Here is a 17,092-nt window from a genome sequence, read left to right as displayed (position 1 = left end):
GAAGCACCGAATCGATGACTCTACGCTATCGATGAACGCGCTCGCTGTCGCTTCGGCGGCGTTCGCGGTCTTCCTTTTCGTCGTCGCGCTGTTCGCGATGACTGTCGGTGAGCTACAGGGCGCGGGTCTCGCGTTCCTGAGCGCCAGCCTCGTTATCTACCTCAGAGAGAAGTACCTCGTCGGCGAGTGACGCTCGTCGGCGAGAAATACTCGTTGGCGAGTGACGCTCGTCGGCGAGAAATACTCGTTGGCGAGTGACGCTCGTCCGTGGCCAGACCCGGTTCTCGTCACCCCCGGAACTTATACACCTCAGATAGTGGACCCAGAGAGACATCCGAAGGCCGCGGTCACTACTGTTTGGTATATGAGCACATGGTCTACGTTTCCCGAACGCGCCGGAACGGTCGTCGTCGGGGCCGGCTGTGTCGGCTGTAGCGCGGCGTATCACCTCGCCGAGTCGGGTCGCGACGACGTCGTCGTCCTCGACCGGGGACCGCTGTTCGAGACCGGGGGCTCGACGTCTCACGCGCCCGGACTCGTGTTCCAGACGGCCGGGAACAAGCTGATGACAGAGATGGCGTCGTACACGCGCGACCTCTACGACGGGTTCGGCGACTTCCGGACGTGCGGTGGCATCGAAGTCGCCTACACCGAGGCGCGCTGGGACTTCCTCAAACGCAAGCGCGAGTGGGGGCAGTCGTACGGCATCGACGAGGGCGAACTTCTCACGCCCGAGGAGGTCGAAGCGCGCGTCCCGCAGATAAACTCCGACGTCATCTACGGCGGGTACTACGTCCCGTCGGACGGAAAGGCCGACGCCGTTAGTGCCGCCGAGTCGATGGCGGAGCAGGCACGTGAGGCAGGCGTCGAGTTCTACGGCCACACCGAGGTCACGGACATCGACATCTCCGGCGGCAGTATCGATGCGGTCGATACCGAACACGGCCGAATCGAGGCCGACGAGGTGCTCGTCGCCACGAACATCTGGGGGCCGTTGTTCGGCGAGATGGTCGGCACGGACATCCCGCTCGTGCCCTGCGCACACCAGTATCTCGTCTCCGACGAACTGGACGAACTCGATGGCGCGTCGCGCGAAATCGAACAGCCGCTGCTTCGGCACCAAGACCACTCGCTGTACTACCGACAGCACGGCGAGCGCTACGGTATCGGCTCGTACAACCACGAGTCGCTCCTCGTCGACCCGTCGGACATCTACGGTCCCGACAAGCTCGACGACCTCGGACTCGAATACCCGTCTCTCCGCGAGTTTACGGACGAGCACTTCTACGAGAACACCCACCCGGACCACGACCGGTCGGCGTTCGACGCCGCCAGCGAACTCGTCCCCGGCTTCGCGGACTGCGAGTGGACCTCCGCCATCAACGGGATGTTCTCGTTCACCCCCGACGGCATGCCCATCCTCGGGCCGGACGAGGACACGGAGGGACTCTGGTGGGCGCTCGCCGTCTGGGTCACGCAGTCCGGCGGCGCGGGCGACATCGTCGCCAGCTGGATGGAGGACGGGACGCCGCGGCTCGACGGCTCCCGAGTCAACGCTTCCGGAGCGCACGTCTCCCGGTTCCAGTCTCACACGGGCAGCCGAGAGTACACCTACGGCCGCGGGGCACAACAGTACCGGGAGGTGTACCAGCTCATCCACCCGCGCGAACAGCCGGACGGACAGCGTGCCCTCCGCCGGAGCCCGTTTTACGACCGGCAGGCCGACCTCGGCGCGGAGTTCTACGACAGCGACGGCTGGGAGGTCCCGCAGTGGTACGAGTCCAACGAGACGCTCCTCGAAACGTACGACGTTCCGGACCGCCCCGACTGGCTCTCGCAGAACTGGTCGAAGGTCCACGGCGCGGAACACCAGCACCTCCGCGAGAAGGTCGGCATGGTCGATATGACGACCTTCACGCCCATCGAAGTGACGGGACCGGGTGCGCTGGAGTTCCTGCAGGGGCTCCTGACGAACGATGTGGACGTCACCCCGGGCCGGATGCGCTACTCGGCGATGCTCAACGAAGACGGCGGCGTGCTCGCCGACCTGACGGTCGCCCGTCTCGACGACGACCGGTTCGTGCTGTTCACCGGGGGCGGAAGCTCGGCGACGCTCCACTCGCGGTGGGTCAAAGAACACGCGCCCGACGACGGCTCCGTCGACGTGACCGCGCACGTCTCCAGTCGGACCGGTATCGGCGTCTTCGGGCCCGACTCCCGGAAGGTGCTTTCGGACCTCGTCGAGGCCGACCTCTCGAACGACGAATTCCCGTTCTACTCCGCACAGGAGACCTATCTCGGGAGCATCCCCGTGACGATGCTTCGACTCTCGTACGCCGGCGAACTCGGTTGGGAGATTTACGCCCCGACCGAGTACGGGTGCCAGCTCTGGGACGCGATTCGGGAGGCCGGCGAGGAGTACGACATCGCTCCCGTCGGCTGGGCCGCGCTCGACTCGACGAGTATGGAGAAGGGGTACCGTCTCTGGGGGACGGACCTCACGCCCGAACACAACCCGTACGAGGCCGGCATCGGCTTCGCGGTCGACCTCGACACGGACTTCGTCGGGAAGGCGGCGCTCGTGGAAGACAAAAACGACGACAGCCCGAGCGACCGCATCGTCCCGATAACGCTCGACGAGGAGGAGGCCGTCGTCGACGCGGGCCACCCGGTGTTCGCCGACGGCGACGTCGTCGGTTACTGCTGTCGGGCGGATTACGGCTACACTATCGACGCCGGCATCGCGTACGCCTACCTCCCCGAACAGTACGCCAGCGCGGGACAGGAAGTCGAAATCCGGTACGAAGGTGACGCCTACTCCGCGACGGTCCGGTCAGGGCCGCTCTTCGACCCCGGCCGCGACAAGATAATTCGGTGAGCGCCGGTTCCTCTCGCGTTACTGAGATTAGCCGAGAAAGCCCACGACTGAAGTCGTGGGCTGAATCGGCGCACGATACTGTTAACGTGTTCGCTGTTGTATTGGGTGCTATCCGACGCGGCACGTCCGCGCCCATACCGGGACAATTGGACAGTATCGGATTCCCCAACCGACAGTCGAAGGTATCCCCTTCGAAATAGGTTGGATACCGACGTTAAACAACCAAGTACCTCCGAATCCGCCCTACGGGGAGACGATAGGAGTAACGGTATCGTGGCGGTGCCTGCACCCGGTCGGTGTGCAAACCTTAAATCTCCCAAACCAGCGGGCCTTTGCTCGTGGGAAGCCCACGACTTTAGTCGTGGGTGGCCGTCACACTACTCTAGCGCTGTCACGGGCGTTTCGCTCCCGCTGTCGTTCCGCACGTGTTCTGTCCGGCGCTAAGAGGTTTGACGAAGGCGGATTATCCGAATTATTCAGAACTCTCGTCGTTGTCGACGCCGCGCTGTTCGAGGACGCGTTCGACGATTTCTTCGGGATGTTCGGTCGCCACGGCGAGCGCGGCGTTGTGGAGTTCGCTCTTCGTGACGCCCTTGAGTCCGTGGTCGCGGGTCAGTTCGCGCTCCACGTCGTAGGTGATGATGTCGTCGAACTCGTCGGCGACCGCTTCGAGCACGTACAGCGCCTTGTGGACGGTCTCGTCGAACTCGAAGGCGGGGCGCTCGCGGGGGTCGATTTCGTCGAGCGGTTCCGATTCTGGCTCCACTTCCGATTCGGCCGCGTCGTTGGCGTCAGCACCCTCGGGCTCCGGTTCGGATTCGGGTTCCGACGCGGACTCCCCGCTCCCCATCGCGGCGTCGAGGTCGCCGAAGGGGTCTTCGCTCATCGGGCCACCTCGCCTTCTTCGACGATCTGCGCGAGTTCGTCGTAGCACGCCAACTGGTCGCAGGTGCTGTCGTAGTCCCGAAGCGGCATGTGCTCTCGAATCGACGCGTCGATGGCCGAGCGGTGCCGAATTCCGGGCTTCGGCAGGTCGTCGTCCCACTCGCCGTCGTCGATGGCCTCGAACACCTCCGGGTCGGTGTACGCGAAGTTCGGGAGCTTCGACGCGATGTTCGGCTTCGAGACGAGCGCCTCCACGAGCCGTCTCGTCGGGCGGTCGTGGTCGATTCGGTCCCGCAGGTCGGTCGGGACGACCGCGAGGATTTCGAGGTCGAAGTGCTCCCGCGCGGGCGTGATAAGCCGCTTGACCGTCTTTTCGAGCCCCGAGAGCGCACCCGACTCGGGGCGCATCGGCAAGACGAGGTTCTGCGTGGCGTACAGCGCGTTGTCGTTGAGTTTCCCGCGCGCCGCGGGGCAGTCCACGACGACGTAGTCGTAGTCATCGCCGAGAAGCGGGTCGATGACGCGCTGTTTGAGCCGCGCCGACCCCATCATCACGCCGCCGAGGTCCGACTCGACCTGCTCGATGCGGTCGTTCGACGGGAGGAGGTCGATTTCGAACCCGGTCTCCAAGATGAGCTCCCGCGGCTCCAACTCGGCGTCGTCGAGGAGCACGTCGCCGAGGTGCGCTTCCGAGTAGAACTCCTCGCCGAATCCGAGCCCTGTCGTGGTGTGTCCGTTCGGGTCGAGGTCCACGAGCAGTACGTCGCTGCCCCGGTGTGCGAGCTCGCGGGCGAGGTTGATGGAGGTCGTCGACTTGCCGATACCGCCTTTGAGGAGACAGACGCTGACTGCACGTGACATGATGGGGATATCCGTGATAGCGAGATTCTCGGCGCAGTTGAAATAATTATGGTTACTCCGACTCTTTGGACAACTCAAATTATCTAAATAATCCAAATTATTCAGGCTGGGGATTGTATCGACTCGATTCGCGCTCTCCCCCCGACTGGCGGCCCGAATTGTCGCCGGCAGTAGCTATTTGGACCCGTTGTGTGCAGGTACATTCGTGATAGATTGGTTGCCCGGTCGAGGGCTGCGCGCCCCCGAACTCTCGTCGCAGACGGTGACGCTCGCGGTCGCCGCCGCCTTGCTCCTTGCGGTCGTCGGCCTCCACCCCGTCTCCGTCCTTCCGGTTCGGTCGCAGTACGCGCTTTCGGTTTTCGTCGTCGCGCTCCTGCTTTGGTTGACGAAGCCGGTTCCGTACGCGATTTCGAGTCTGGCCTGCGTCTCCCTGTTGTACGCTCTCGGCGTCGTGGACTCCTTCGAGGCCGCGGTGAGCGGCTTCACCTCCTCGCTCGTCTACTTCCTCCTCGTGTTGTTACTCCTCGGCAACGCGGTCCGGTCGGTGGGGTTGGACACCCAGTTAGCGAACCGACTGCTGTCCCCGGACAGCACCCCCCGCGGGGCGTTTCGTTCCATCGCGCGGAACGTCCTCGTGCTGGCGCTGTTCATGCCGTCGGCGATGGCGCGCGCGGTCGCGTTCATCCCCATCGTCGAGGAGGTAACCGAGGAGTTCGACCTCCCGTCGGGAAGCGGGTTCGAGCGCGCGACGTTCCTCCTCTTGGGTCACATCAACCCCATCGCGTCGATGGCGCTCATGACCGGCGGCGGGATGGCGCTCGTCACCTCGGGCATCCTCGCGACGAGCGTCCGCCCGCTCTCGTGGGTCGAGTGGGCTGTCTTGATGGTCCCACCCACGGTGGCGCTCTACGTACTGGCCGCCGCGGCTGCCGGTCTCCTCAACACCGTCGACGCCGACTCGACTGTCGACCCCGGCACGTCGGGGATTGCGGATGCGTCCGCCGACGGCGAGTTGACCCGCGAACAGGGACTCGTCGCGGCGGTGATGGCCGGGACCGTCCTCGCGTGGGTCGTTGGGTCGTTCGCCGGACTTCCCGAGATTCTCCCGGCGGTCGCCGCGGTCTCCGTCCTCGCGCTTCCGGGAGTCGACGTTATCGACGCCGACGACGTCAAGGGACTCAGTTGGGGCGTCCTCTTTCTCATCGGCGCGACGCTGTCGATTCTGGACGCCCTGGAAGCGACCCAAACTATCGCGCTCGTCGTCGACCTCCTCGCGCGGTTCGTCCCGTTCGAGGCGTTCAGTCACTGGCAACTCGTCGGACTGCTCCTCGGGTTCGCGGTCACCGTTCGCGTGCTGTTTTCGACCGGGTCGGCCGCCATCGTGGTGATTCTCCCCATCGTGCTGCGATTCGCGGAGACGTTCGGCGTGACGCGGCTCTATCTCGGACTCGCGGTCCTCCTCGTGGTGGGGTCGACGACGATTCTCCCGTTCAACACGACTGCCGTCCTCGTCTCGCTAGACCGCGGACCGCTGACGAATCGGGACGTGACGCTGTTCGGGTTCGTGACGATGGGCCTGTCGCTCGTCGTCGTGACCCTCTCGTGGCTCTTTTATTGGCCGCTCGTCGCCTGAGTCGGCGACCGGCGCACCGACCCGTCCGCGCGAATCCAGGTTTCGGTGACGCCCCCCGTTGCGACAACCACCGGGCTATTTGTAGGTGAGCGGTATCTGCCCGGTACGGGTGAGTTCGCATCTTACGTGTTGAGTTTACGACGGCCCCGACCGGCGTCATGTCGAAGATAGACCGCCGTCTGCGAGACGCCCGGAGCATCGAGTTGGACAACGCGTTTTACGTCGAGGACGGGACGTGGATCGAGTCGCTCACCATCGCCTCGAACGCCCCCTTCGACGTGGAGTCCCTCCTCGCCGACATCTCGGGCGTGACCGTCTTCTACGACGAGGAGATTCCGACCGCCTCGACCGACGTGCAGATACGTCGAGTGACGATTCTCGCCAACGAGTCGTACCCGTTCATCCTCGGACTGGTTCTCAGACAGGAGACGATTCCGAACCGCATCGTCCTCCAAGACGGCGTCTTCGAGGTCGTCGCCACCGCCCAGGACTGGGACCACTTCAGGGAACTCGCCGACGAGATTCAGGAGACGCTCGGGGAGTTCGAACTCCGCTCCGTGACGCAGGACGAAGCCCCGGGTGAACCGCTCGACAGCGGCCGATTAAAGGAGGNCGCCGACGAGATTCAGGAGACGCTCGGGGAGTTCGAACTCCGCTCCGTGACGCAGGACGAAGCCCCGGGTGAACCGCTCGACAGCGGCCGATTAAAGGAGGTGTTAATCTCTAAGCTGACCGACGACCAACTCGCGGTTCTGGAGACGGCATTCAACCACGGCTACTTCCACATTCCGCGGGAGACCTCTGAGACCGAACTCGCCGAGGAACTGGGTATCGCTCAGTCCACGCTGAGCGAACGACTCCGGACCGCGGAGCGAAATCTGCTCGAACTCATCTACGGTCCGCGACAGGAGTAGCTCAGCCCTTGTTGGAGAATATTGCCGCATCTCGGCGACCGAGTATATAAAGAACGATAGATATCGGGGCGTATCGGGAACAGCACCATGGAAGATACTCCATAACAGGCTGTCGCAATGTCGGAGAAAAATCGTGATAGTTCGGGTGTCGAACGTGGAACTGGCCTTACGCGACGCGACTACGTGGCGGCGACTGCGACCGCCCTCGGCGTGACCGGACTCGCCGGGTGTACCGGTGGCGGCGGGAGCGGGAACGGCGGGACTGACGGCGGGTCGAGCCTCACTCCCGACGTTCCTTCTGGAACCCCGGAGACGGTCGAGACGAAGTACTGGCGCGAGTGGGAGACCATCGACGCCGACGAACCGCCGCTCGACTACAGCGCGACCGCGGGTGCGGTGTTGGACCCCGTCCCGCTCGAATTTTCGAGCGAGGACGACCCGTGGATGCGGGAACACGCGCTCATGGTCCAGCGTGGGCTCGACGCCCTCGGCGTCAAGACGCAACTCAACGATCGACCGCTGAACCAACTGTACGCCCAGAGTTGGGACACGAAGGGGCTCGAAGCGATCATCTCGATGAGTACCCACGGTCCGGACCCGCAACGCGGGCTGGACCCGAACCCGCTTTTGATGCGGCGGAGCGAGACGAGCCTCTCGAACTACGACAACTACTACCACCCCGACCTGCAGGAGGTGCTGACGGAACAGAGTCAGACGACCGACCGACCCGAGCGCGAGGAGCTCGTCGCCGAGGCGCAGCGCATCTTCAGCGAGGACGTGGGCGCGCTCATTACGCTGTTCCCCGATATCATCACCGCGGTCAACACGGAGCGCTGGAGCGGCTACGTCCAGACGCCGGGTAACGGCCCGACGAAGGACTCGTTCGTCTGGTCGGAGGTGAACCTGCAACCCCAGACCGACGACCGGACCTACATCAAGGGCGTGACCACCTCGATGAACTCGCTGAACCTCCCGTGGGCCGCCGGCGGCGCGGAGGCGAAGCGGCTGACGTTCATCTACGACGGCCTCTTCGACGCCACGCCGGACCTCGAAGTCGTCCCCGCGCTGGCGACCGGCGGCGGGTTCGTCGACGACACCACCGTCGAACTCACTCTTCGCGAGGGCGTCGAGTGGCACGACGGCGAGCCGTTCACCGCGGAGGACGTGAAGTTCACCGTCGAACTGTACAAGGAACACTCCTCGACCAGTCAGACGCCGTTCTACGAGCCGGTCGAGTCGGTCGAGGTGCTCGGCGACCACGAGGTTCGGTTCAATCTGAAGGGCCCCGACGCGGCGTTCATGACCCAGCGCGTCGTTCGCAGCGTCATCATCCCCAAGCACAAGTGGGAGGACGTGGAGAACCCGTCTCAGCACAACCCCGAGTCGCCCGTCGGCACGGGGCCGTTCACGTACGAGAACTGGGAGCAGGGTACTCGCTTCGAGGTGTCGAAAAACGAGGGTCACTGGATGTTCGACGACGACTGGCGGGCAGACGTGCTCGGCGACCAGGCCACGACCGGCGAGGGCGTCGACCGCGTCATCTGGATAAACGTCGGCAACATCGACTCCATGATCGGCTCGCTGCAGGGCGGCGAAATCGACGCCATCGGCACGACGCTCTCGAACTCGCAGGCCGACCGCGCCGCGAGCACCGCCGGCGTCGAGAAGATGACCTCGGGCAACTTCGCGCCGCTCGACACGAAGCTGATGTTCTCCTGTCCGCTCGTTCGCGACAAGGAGTTCCGCGTCGCTCTCGCCAAGTCGATAGATACCGAGGGCTTCGCTGCCGACGTGCTGCAGGACCGCGCGACCGTCCCGAGCGGGGAGAACCCGATTTCGGACCTCACGCCGTGGCACACGTCGGATACCACCCACTACGAGTTCGACATCGACGGGGCGAAATCGCTCCTCGAACAGGCCGGCTACACGCGGGACGACGACGGCAACCTCCGGTTCCCCAACGGGGACGCGTGGGCCGCCTTCGTCGAGCGTATTCAGCCCGGGAACATGCACAAGCGCCGCGACGAGCTCGGACAGGCGGACTTCTCGTGAGGTGACACGCATGTCGAACACTACCCACTCGTGGCGTTGGAGGGTCCGACCGTGAGCGAGTTCCAGCGGTTTCTCGCAAAGCGGCTCGCCATCTCCATCGTGCTCACCCTCGTGGCCGTCTCGGTCATCTTCGTCGTCTTGCGGTTGCTCCCGGGGAGTCCGTTCGAATCCCTCGTCACCGCGGGCAACCTGAGCCAGCAGCAAATCACCGAGATTCGAGCGATGTACGGCCTCGACCAGCCGATGTGGCGGCAGTACCTCAGTTACCTCCAGAGCATCCTGCTGTTCCAGTTCGGCTACTCCATCCTGCGGAGCCAGCCCGTCTGGGGGGTACTGGCCCCGCGGCTCGTCAACACGCTCATCCTGCTCGTCCCCGCGTTAGTGACGACGGCGGTCCTGAGTTCCCTGCTCGGGATGTACGTCGGCTGGAACCGCGGGAGCAAACTGGAGAAGCTCAGCATCATCGCCACGACGTTCCTCCGGTCGACGCCGGTGTTCATCACGGGCATCCTGTTCGTCATCATCTTCGCGTACAACCTCGAACTGGTGCCCGCATTCGGGATGCGCTCTATCAGCGCCTCGCCGGAGGGCTACGTCGAGACGTTCGCCTCGCTCGACTTCCTGCACCACTACATCCTGCCGTTTACGGTGTCGGTGCTGTACTACAGCGGCGACTTCCTGCTGTTGGCACGCAACGGCGTCGTCGAAAAGCGGGGCTCTGAGTTCCTCAAGCTCCACCGCGCGAAGGGGCTCTCGGAGATGCAGCAGCTCGCGCGGGCGGGTCGGAACTCCATGCTGCCGATTCTGACCTACTTCGCGCTGCGTCTCGGGATGATTTTCCAGGGACTCATCCTGCTCGAAGTCGTCTTCGGCTGGCCCGGCATCGGCCGCGAACTCGTGCTCGCCATCCAACAGCAGGACTACCCGCTGGTGCAGGCCGCCGTCTTCATCATGGCGCTCGCGGTCATCGTGGCGAACCTCGTCGCCGACGTGCTGTACGCCTACTTCGACCCGACCGTCTCGACCAGCGGAGGTGGTGCCGCGTGAGCACCGAGACGAAGCCCGAAGCCGAACTGAAAAAGCGCGTCGAGGGGGTCGCGGAGACGCTCCGCGACCAGTTCACGTTCCTGCGACGCGACCGCCTCGCGTTCGCCGGCGTCCTCATCGTCGCGGCGTTCGTCTTCCTCGGTCTCCTCGGCCCCGCGCTCGCCCCGCACGACCCCATCGAGCACACCGTCCGCGACGACGCCGGCTCGATGCTCCGGCTGTCCGAACCGACCGGCGCGGCCCCGTTCGGGACGACCGCCTACGGCAAAGACGTCCTGAGCCAGTTCCTCGCCGGCGCGCAACCGACGTTCATCGTCGGCCTGTTCGGCGGCATCGGGACCGGTGCGCTCGGCTTTCTCGTGGGGCTCGTCAGCGGGTACTACGGCGGCTGGGTCGACGAGGTTCTCATGCGTCTCACGGACCTCACGTTCTCGCTGCCGTTCACGCCGATGGCGCTGTTACTCCTGACGTTCGTGACGCCGAGCGTCTGGCTCATGACGGGCATCATCGTCGCGTTCCTCTGGAAGATGCCCGCGCGCGTCGTCCGCTCCGAGGTCCTCTCCGTCAGAGAGCGCACCTTCGTGAAGTCGGCGCGCGCCAGCGGCGCGAGCGACTTGCGGACGATGCTCTACCACGTCGCGCCGAACGTGCTCCCCATCGGCTTTCTCTACACGGCCTACGGCATCGCGTGGGCCATCGCCGCGCAGGCCAGCCTGGCGTTCCTCGGATTCGGCGACCCGACCGTCACGAGTTGGGGCCGGATGCTCCGACAGGTGTTCGAATCGGGCAACATGCGCGTCGCTTGGTGGTGGGTGCTCCCGCCCGCACTCGGCATCGCAGCCATCACCACCTCGGTGTTCCTCATCGGCCGCGCCTACGAAGAAGTCATCAACCCGGAGATTCAGACCGAACAATGAGCCTCCTCGACATCACAGACCTCACGGTCACGTACTCGACCGACAGCGGAACCGTCCACGCCGTCAACGACGTGTCGTTCAGCATCGACGAGGGCGTCAACTACGGCCTCGCCGGCGAATCCGGCTCGGGGAAATCGACGCTCGCCGAGGCGGTTCTCGGTCTCCTCCCCAGCAACGGCTCCGTCGAATCCGGCAGCATCGAATTCCAGGGCCGCGACCTGACCGGCCTCAGCGAGCGCGAGCGTCGCGACGTGCTCTGGGAGGACATCGCCTACATCCCCCAGAGCGCGATGGACTCGCTCGACCCGGTGATGTCCACCGGCGCGCAGATTCGGCAGGCGATTCAGACCCACCGGAACGTCACCGACGACAAGGCGCGTTCGCGGGTCCGAGAGCTGTTCGAAATCGTCGGACTCGACCCCGACCGAATCGACGACTACCCCCACGAGTTCTCCGGGGGGATGCGCCAGCGCGTGACCATCGCTATGGCGCTCGCGCTCGAACCGGACCTCATCATCGCCGACGAGCCGACCACGGGGCTCGACGTCATCGTTCAGGACAAGATTATCGACAAGATTCTGGAGATACAGGACCGGATGGACAGCTCGTTGCTGCTCATCACCCACGAAATCGGCGTCATCGCCGAGACGTGCGACGAGCTTTCGATCCTCTACGGCGGAAAAGCCATGGAACAGGGAAGCGTCGACAACGTCCTCGTGAACCCCACGAACCCGTACACGATGGGGCTGAAGAACTCCTTCCCGGAGATAGAGGAGGGCGACCAAGACCCCGTCTCGATTCCGGGGTCACCGCCGAACCTGAGCGAGGAACCCAGCGCGTGCGTCTTCAAGGACCGGTGTCCGTTCGCGACCGAGGAATGCGAGGCGTCCCATCCGGACCTCGTCGACCTGCCGAACCGTAACCACCGCTCGGCGTGCCACCACGTCACCAAAGCCGCCCAGATGCGGCGCGATGCCACCGACCCGGAGACGTGGGGCATCCCCGACAGTCACGACGAATCGGACCGCGGCGAGGTGCTCCTCGAAACCGACGGTCTCGAGAAGTACTACGAGCAGAGCCAGCCGCTCTTGGAGCAACTCAGGGGGAACGACCCGAACTACGTCCGCGCCGTCGACGGCGTTTCCCTGCGCGTCCGGCGGTCCGAAATCCTCGGCATCGCCGGCGAGTCCGGCTGTGGGAAGTCGACGCTCGGCGAGACCATCGCGCTCCTGAAACAGCCGACCGGCGGCGAGTTCGTCTTCGACGGCGAGCCCTACGAGCACTACGCGGACGGGAACATGCGCGAGTTCCGCCGGAAGGTTCAGATAATATTCCAGGACCCCTTCGACTCGCTCAACCCGAGACAGACGGTTCGGCAGTTGGTCGGCGAACCGCTCACTATCCACGACTACCGGACCGACGAGCGCGAACGGGCCATCATCGAGACGTTGGAGAAAGTCGGGCTCACGCCCGCGCGGAAGTTCCTCGACCAGTACCCGCACCAGCTATCGGGGGGCCAACGTCAGCGCGTCGCGGTGGCCAAGGCGCTCGTTCTCGACCCCGACTTCCTCATCTGCGACGAGCCGGCGTCGATGCTCGACGTGTCGCTGAAGGTGAACCTGCTGAACCTCCTGCGTGAACTCGCGGACACCGAGGACATCGGCATCGTCTACATCTCCCACGACCTCGCCAGTCTGGTGCAGGTGTCGGACCGTCTCGCGATTATGTACCTCGGTCGGGTCATCGAGGAGGGAGACGTCGAGTCCATCGCGGCCGAGCCGAAACACCCGTACACCACCTCGCTCCTCGCGGCCGCTCCCGAGAAGGACCCGACGGTCGACCGCGACCGCGTTCTGCTCGACGGCGAGCCACCGAATCCGGTCGACCTCCCGTCGGGCTGCGTCTTCGCTCCGCGGTGCCCGAAGGCGGAAGACGAGTGCCGGGAGAGCGAGCCCGGACTCGATACCGTCCGAAGCGGCGAGCACCGCGCCGCATGCTACTTCCCGGACGGGGAGACCCCCGCCGCAGACGACCTCGCCGACGACCGCTCGGACTCTCAATACGGGGACCCTGAGTTCTCGCCGCCGGCCAGCGGCGACTCGGCCAGCGACTGACGCCGCCCTTCGACTCTCCTCGCTTCGTCCTTTGGCGACCTCCCGGTAGTCCCATGTCCCGGTTCAAGGTTCGACTGGCGCATTAAAATTGTATGAAGAAAACAATAGTGGCGGGAGATATATCGAAAATGCTATCAAAAAATTGAATTTATTTGCCTATTTTGGTTTATTTTGTGTGTTATAGTCTACACATCCGACTGTTTATTCAAACTATCGCGGATGTTATATTCTGAATATTTATTTTTTAATAGTTAGATTGGGCAAGAAATTTTATTATGGCCACAGTTAGGGGGGATTGTGGCCGATGTGTCTTTCTTCGCCTGAATCTAATATTGTGTTTAATATACTATACTAGTTCTCGGTCTGGGTTGCGGTCGACCGGAACCCTCCTTACGCCAACTCCGAGATATCGAACACCGGCTTGCACGTCCCGCCCTCGATGAACGTCTCGAAGGCCTCGTCGGCTTCGAGCAGCGAAAACCGGGTGTCGACGAACGTCTCGCAGTCCACGTCGCCGTCGCGAATCAGCCGGAAGGAGCGCTCGAAGTCCTCGTACATGGACGCGTACGAGCACTGCAGGTCGATTTCGGCCCGGACGAGCGGGGAGTAGGGCATCGAGGTCTCACCGGTCTGACCGACGAGGACGATTTGGCCGCCCTTGCGGACCTCTTCGACGGCCGTCGTGAGCCCCGAGGGGTGGCCGGTCGTGTCGAACACCACGTCGTAGCCGACGCCGCCGGTGTGTCGCTCGCGGCGCGCCTCGGTGTCGTCGTCGGCGACGTTGACGGTCTCGAAGCCGAGTTCCTCCGCGAGCGGGAGCCGATAGTCGGCGTCCTGTCCCACGCCGGAGACGACGACGGTGCCGCCCTGTGCGGCCGCGACTTGGGCCGTGAGCAGACCGATCGGACCGGGTCCTTCGACCAGCACGCGGTCGCCCGCGCCGACGCGAGAGTTCTCGATGACGGCGCGTGCGGCGATGCTCGTGGGTTCGGCGACCGCGGCGTGTCGCTGTTCCACGTCGTCCGGAATCGGATGGAGGGCGCGTTCCGGGACGGCGATGAACCGCTCGTAAGCGCCGTCGTGGTCGACGCCCGTGATGACCGCGTCCTGGCAGACGTTCTCCTCGCCGATGCGACATTGATAGCACTCGCCGCAGCCCCGAATCGGCCGTTCGACCACGCGGTCGCCGACGCCGAACTCAGTCACGCCGTCGCCGACTTCGACCACGCGCCCGGCGTACTCGTGGCCGATGACGGTCGGGAGCTCCATCCGCTCGAAGGCGGATTCGAACTCGTAGATGCCCGCGTCGCTTCCGCAGAGGCCGGCGTAGTCGACCTCCACGAGCACCTCTCCGGCGTCCGGTTCCGGTTTCTGTCGCTCGACGAACTCCATAGCGCCGGAGCTACGCTCCACTTTGGCAAGTCCTCGCATGAGAGCACATGTGGCACGGGTCGGTAAAAACGTATTGCATGCGGCACTCCCATCGCGCGTTCCGCAACTATCATGTCGGCACCGTGCGGACTGGAACCATGGTCGCATACGAGCACACGCCAGTCTCCGTCAGTGACAAGCGCGCTGTCGTCGTCGGCGGGACAAGCGGCATCGGACAGGCAATCGCTCTCGGATTCGCCAGCGAGGGGGCGGACGTACTCGCAACCAGTCGACGCCAGTCGGCGGTCGACGAGACGGCCGACGCCGTCGAGGAGTTGGGCGCGAACGCGGTTCGGGAGACGTGCGACGTGACCGACCGGGCCTCGCTCGAACGCGTCCGCGAGCGCGCCGTCGAGGAGTTCGGCGGTATCGACGTGGTCGTCGCCTCGCAGGGCGCGATTTCGCGCGACTCGGTCCGCGGCATCGACGACGACGCCTGGGACCACGTCACCGACATCGCGCTCGGGGGCGTCCGCCGCGTCACGCAGGCGATGGCCCCGGCGGTCGCCGACGGCGGGTCGATTATCAACATCTCCTCTCTGGCCGCGCGGCTCTCGATGGCGAACCTCCCCGCCTACTCGGCGGCGAAGGGTGGCGTCGAGGCGTTCACCCGCGCGTCGGCGAAGGAGCTCGCGCCCGAGATACGCGTCAACGCCATCGCGCCGGGATTCGTCATCACGCCACAGAACGCCGACACCTACGCCGAAGGGACCGAAAAACGCACGCGAATCGACGAGCGAACGCCGCTCGGCCGAGTCGCGGAGCGAGAGGAAATCGTCGGCGCGGCGGTCTACCTCGCGAGCGACGCGTCTTCGTTCGTGACCGGTGAGGTCGTCACCGTCGACGGCGGGTTCGCCGACAGCGCGTTCTGACGCGACCCTCCGTATCTTCTTCCGCACGTCGTCATCCCGTCGCCGGCCGAGAGGGTTCTCTCGAACATCCGTACTGTCTTCGACGCGCGGTCACCGCCGGTTCCGAAGGGTGACCTGATGGAAATTCTGTAATGGAGAACGGTGTCTACGGCGCGGAATCACACTCGGTCTCGCATCATGACTCCCCTCGATGCTCGCCCAGTCCGGTCGCTTTCGCCGGCGTCCGCCCTTCTGAATTACAAGCGTACCTGTGTAATCTGGACCGCGACCGTCCAGCGTCAAGCGCTTGCGTTGTGAACATTCCCGGTCGATATCGACGACCTATCGTTCTGTGATAGAGAACTTGTTGATTCGGCCGCCCCCGGGCCGAAGATACGCTGAATGTCAACGATACGCACGCAAAGACGGACTATCTCTCCTGTCTCTGGCAGACGTGTCTCTTCGGGGAGGCGGCAGACTGTGAGAACACGTCCGAAACGGCCGAAATCATGAACGTCGAACGTTCCGTCTCTCTGCGCCCGTGTTCTGACGATGAGAACATCTCTGTCGGATGCCAGCACGACGGTTCCGAGCCCTCGGCGGTCACGTCGCGGCCGCCGTTCGGCGGTCGGCTCCTCGTCGCTCGGATACGATCTCCTCTCGAACTCGCTCTCGTCCCGCGATTCCGCGCCGTCCGCCACCAGTTGGTGTCCACGTCGGGACGTACTTTTATAACAATAGATGGTAATGGGGATACTGAATGCAGTACCACCAGCTTGAGGTGTCGGGAGAGCGCTGTCTCACGGCAACTCGCGACTCCACGACGTACGACCTCACGACCGCCGACCAGGACCTNGGCCGGTATCGCCCGAATCCCAATCGACCGACTCGCCGCTGAACTCACCGAAAACGCCGACGTCGTCGACCAAGAGTTCGTCGACCAGCACACGACCGTCCCAGTTGACGCCGAAGAAGTCTGGGCGGCGGGCGTCACCTACCAGATCAGCGAGCAGGCGCGCGAAGAAGAGAGTTCCATGCCGGACATGTACTACGACGTGTACGATGCCGACCGGCCGGAGATTTTCTTCAAAGNTACCAGATCAGCGAGCAGGCGCGCGAAGAAGAGAGTTCCATGCCGGACATGTACTACGACGTGTACGATGCCGACCGGCCGGAGATTTTCTTCAAAGCCACCCCCTCTCGGACGGTCGAACCGGGCGACGCCATCGGCGTCAGAGACGACTCCCAGTGGGACGTCCCCGAACCCGAACTCGGTATCGTCCTGCGGCGTGGCGAAATCGTCGGCTACACCGTCGGCAACGACGTGAGCAGTCGGTCGATCGAGGGCGAAAACCCGCTGTATCTGCCGCAGGCGAAGGTCTACGACCGCTGTTGTTCGCTCGGCCCGTGCGTGGTCACGCCCGATGACATCGACGACCCTCACGAGTTAGAGATGAGCATGACCATCGAGCGCGACGGCGAGGTCGTCTACGACGACGCCACGAACAC

Annotated in this window: 13 protein-coding genes and 1 pseudogene; 10 read left to right on the top strand and 4 right to left on the bottom strand. The window is 64.3% G+C overall.

What is annotated here, in order from left to right:
• The first annotated feature begins 31 nt into the window (after window positions 1-31).
• Entirely contained in the window at window positions 32-190 is a 159-nt protein-coding gene (locus C457_RS20735; protein ID WP_008097074.1) for a hypothetical protein, read from the top strand.
• Between the two features lie 174 nt (window positions 191-364).
• Window positions 365-2,878 (top strand): GcvT family protein, encoded by a 2,514-nt coding sequence (locus tag C457_RS18590; RefSeq protein ID WP_008097072.1) that lies wholly within the window; start codon window positions 365-367, stop codon window positions 2,876-2,878.
• Window positions 2,879-3,350: 472 nt separating this feature from the next.
• Here the strand turns inward: C457_RS18590 and C457_RS18585 are convergent, their stop codons facing one another.
• Window positions 3,351-3,764 (bottom strand): hypothetical protein, encoded by a 414-nt coding sequence (locus C457_RS18585; RefSeq protein WP_008097069.1) that lies wholly within the window; start codon window positions 3,762-3,764, stop codon window positions 3,351-3,353.
• The gene (locus C457_RS18580; protein ID WP_004972235.1) at window positions 3,761-4,624 is read right to left on the bottom strand and encodes a ParA family protein; all 864 of its coding nucleotides are present in this window, start codon (window positions 4,622-4,624) and stop codon (window positions 3,761-3,763) included. Before C457_RS18580 ends, C457_RS18585 begins: the two co-directional genes overlap by 4 nt.
• A gap of 262 nt (window positions 4,625-4,886) precedes the next feature.
• Between C457_RS18580 and C457_RS18575 the strand changes: the two genes are divergently transcribed.
• From C457_RS18575 to C457_RS18550, 6 genes are all read left to right on the top strand, one after another.
• Window positions 4,887-6,257, top strand: a complete 1,371-nt coding sequence (locus C457_RS18575) for an SLC13 family permease (protein WP_008097067.1) — start codon at window positions 4,887-4,889, stop codon at window positions 6,255-6,257.
• Window positions 6,258-6,415: 158 nt separating this feature from the next.
• Complete coding sequence (locus tag C457_RS18570) at window positions 6,416-7,171, top strand: helix-turn-helix domain-containing protein (protein WP_008097065.1); 756 nt, start codon at window positions 6,416-6,418, stop codon at window positions 7,169-7,171.
• A 183-nt stretch (window positions 7,172-7,354) separates the two neighbouring features.
• The gene (locus C457_RS18565) at window positions 7,355-9,223 is read left to right on the top strand and encodes an ABC transporter substrate-binding protein (RefSeq protein WP_008097063.1); all 1,869 of its coding nucleotides are present in this window, start codon (window positions 7,355-7,357) and stop codon (window positions 9,221-9,223) included.
• 51 nt (window positions 9,224-9,274) lie between these two features.
• A complete protein-coding gene (locus C457_RS18560) occupies window positions 9,275-10,270 on the top strand; it encodes an ABC transporter permease (protein ID WP_049913740.1) in 996 nt (331 codons plus the stop codon).
• Complete coding sequence (locus C457_RS18555) at window positions 10,267-11,187, top strand: ABC transporter permease (protein WP_004041131.1); 921 nt, start codon at window positions 10,267-10,269, stop codon at window positions 11,185-11,187. Before C457_RS18560 ends, C457_RS18555 begins: the two co-directional genes overlap by 4 nt.
• Window positions 11,184-13,301: a dipeptide ABC transporter ATP-binding protein gene (locus C457_RS18550; protein ID WP_008097060.1), complete on the top strand. Its 2,118-nt coding sequence runs from the start codon at window positions 11,184-11,186 to the stop codon at window positions 13,299-13,301. Before C457_RS18555 ends, C457_RS18550 begins: the two co-directional genes overlap by 4 nt.
• 390 nt (window positions 13,302-13,691) lie before the next feature.
• Here the strand turns inward: C457_RS18550 and C457_RS18545 are convergent, their stop codons facing one another.
• Window positions 13,692-14,732, bottom strand: a complete 1,041-nt coding sequence (locus C457_RS18545) for a zinc-dependent alcohol dehydrogenase (protein WP_008097059.1) — start codon at window positions 14,730-14,732, stop codon at window positions 13,692-13,694.
• Window positions 14,733-14,830: 98 nt separating this feature from the next.
• Between C457_RS18545 and C457_RS18540 the strand changes: the two genes are divergently transcribed.
• Complete coding sequence (locus C457_RS18540; protein ID WP_008097058.1) at window positions 14,831-15,604, top strand: SDR family NAD(P)-dependent oxidoreductase; 774 nt, start codon at window positions 14,831-14,833, stop codon at window positions 15,602-15,604.
• Window positions 15,605-15,882: 278 nt separating this feature from the next.
• Here C457_RS18540 and C457_RS20285 read toward each other — a convergent pair whose 3' ends face one another.
• Entirely contained in the window at window positions 15,883-16,284 is a 402-nt protein-coding gene (locus tag C457_RS20285) for a hypothetical protein (protein WP_152420042.1), read from the bottom strand.
• Between the two features lie 59 nt (window positions 16,285-16,343).
• Here C457_RS20285 and C457_RS18535 point away from each other — a divergent pair.
• Window positions 16,344-17,092 (top strand): annotated as a pseudogene (locus C457_RS18535) (fumarylacetoacetate hydrolase family protein); the annotation flags it as partial.

This window comes from Haloferax prahovense DSM 18310 (assembly GCF_000336815.1).
GTDB classification, from domain to species: domain Archaea; phylum Halobacteriota; class Halobacteria; order Halobacteriales; family Haloferacaceae; genus Haloferax; species Haloferax prahovense.
This window is presented reverse-complemented; position numbering and strand designations above follow the sequence as displayed.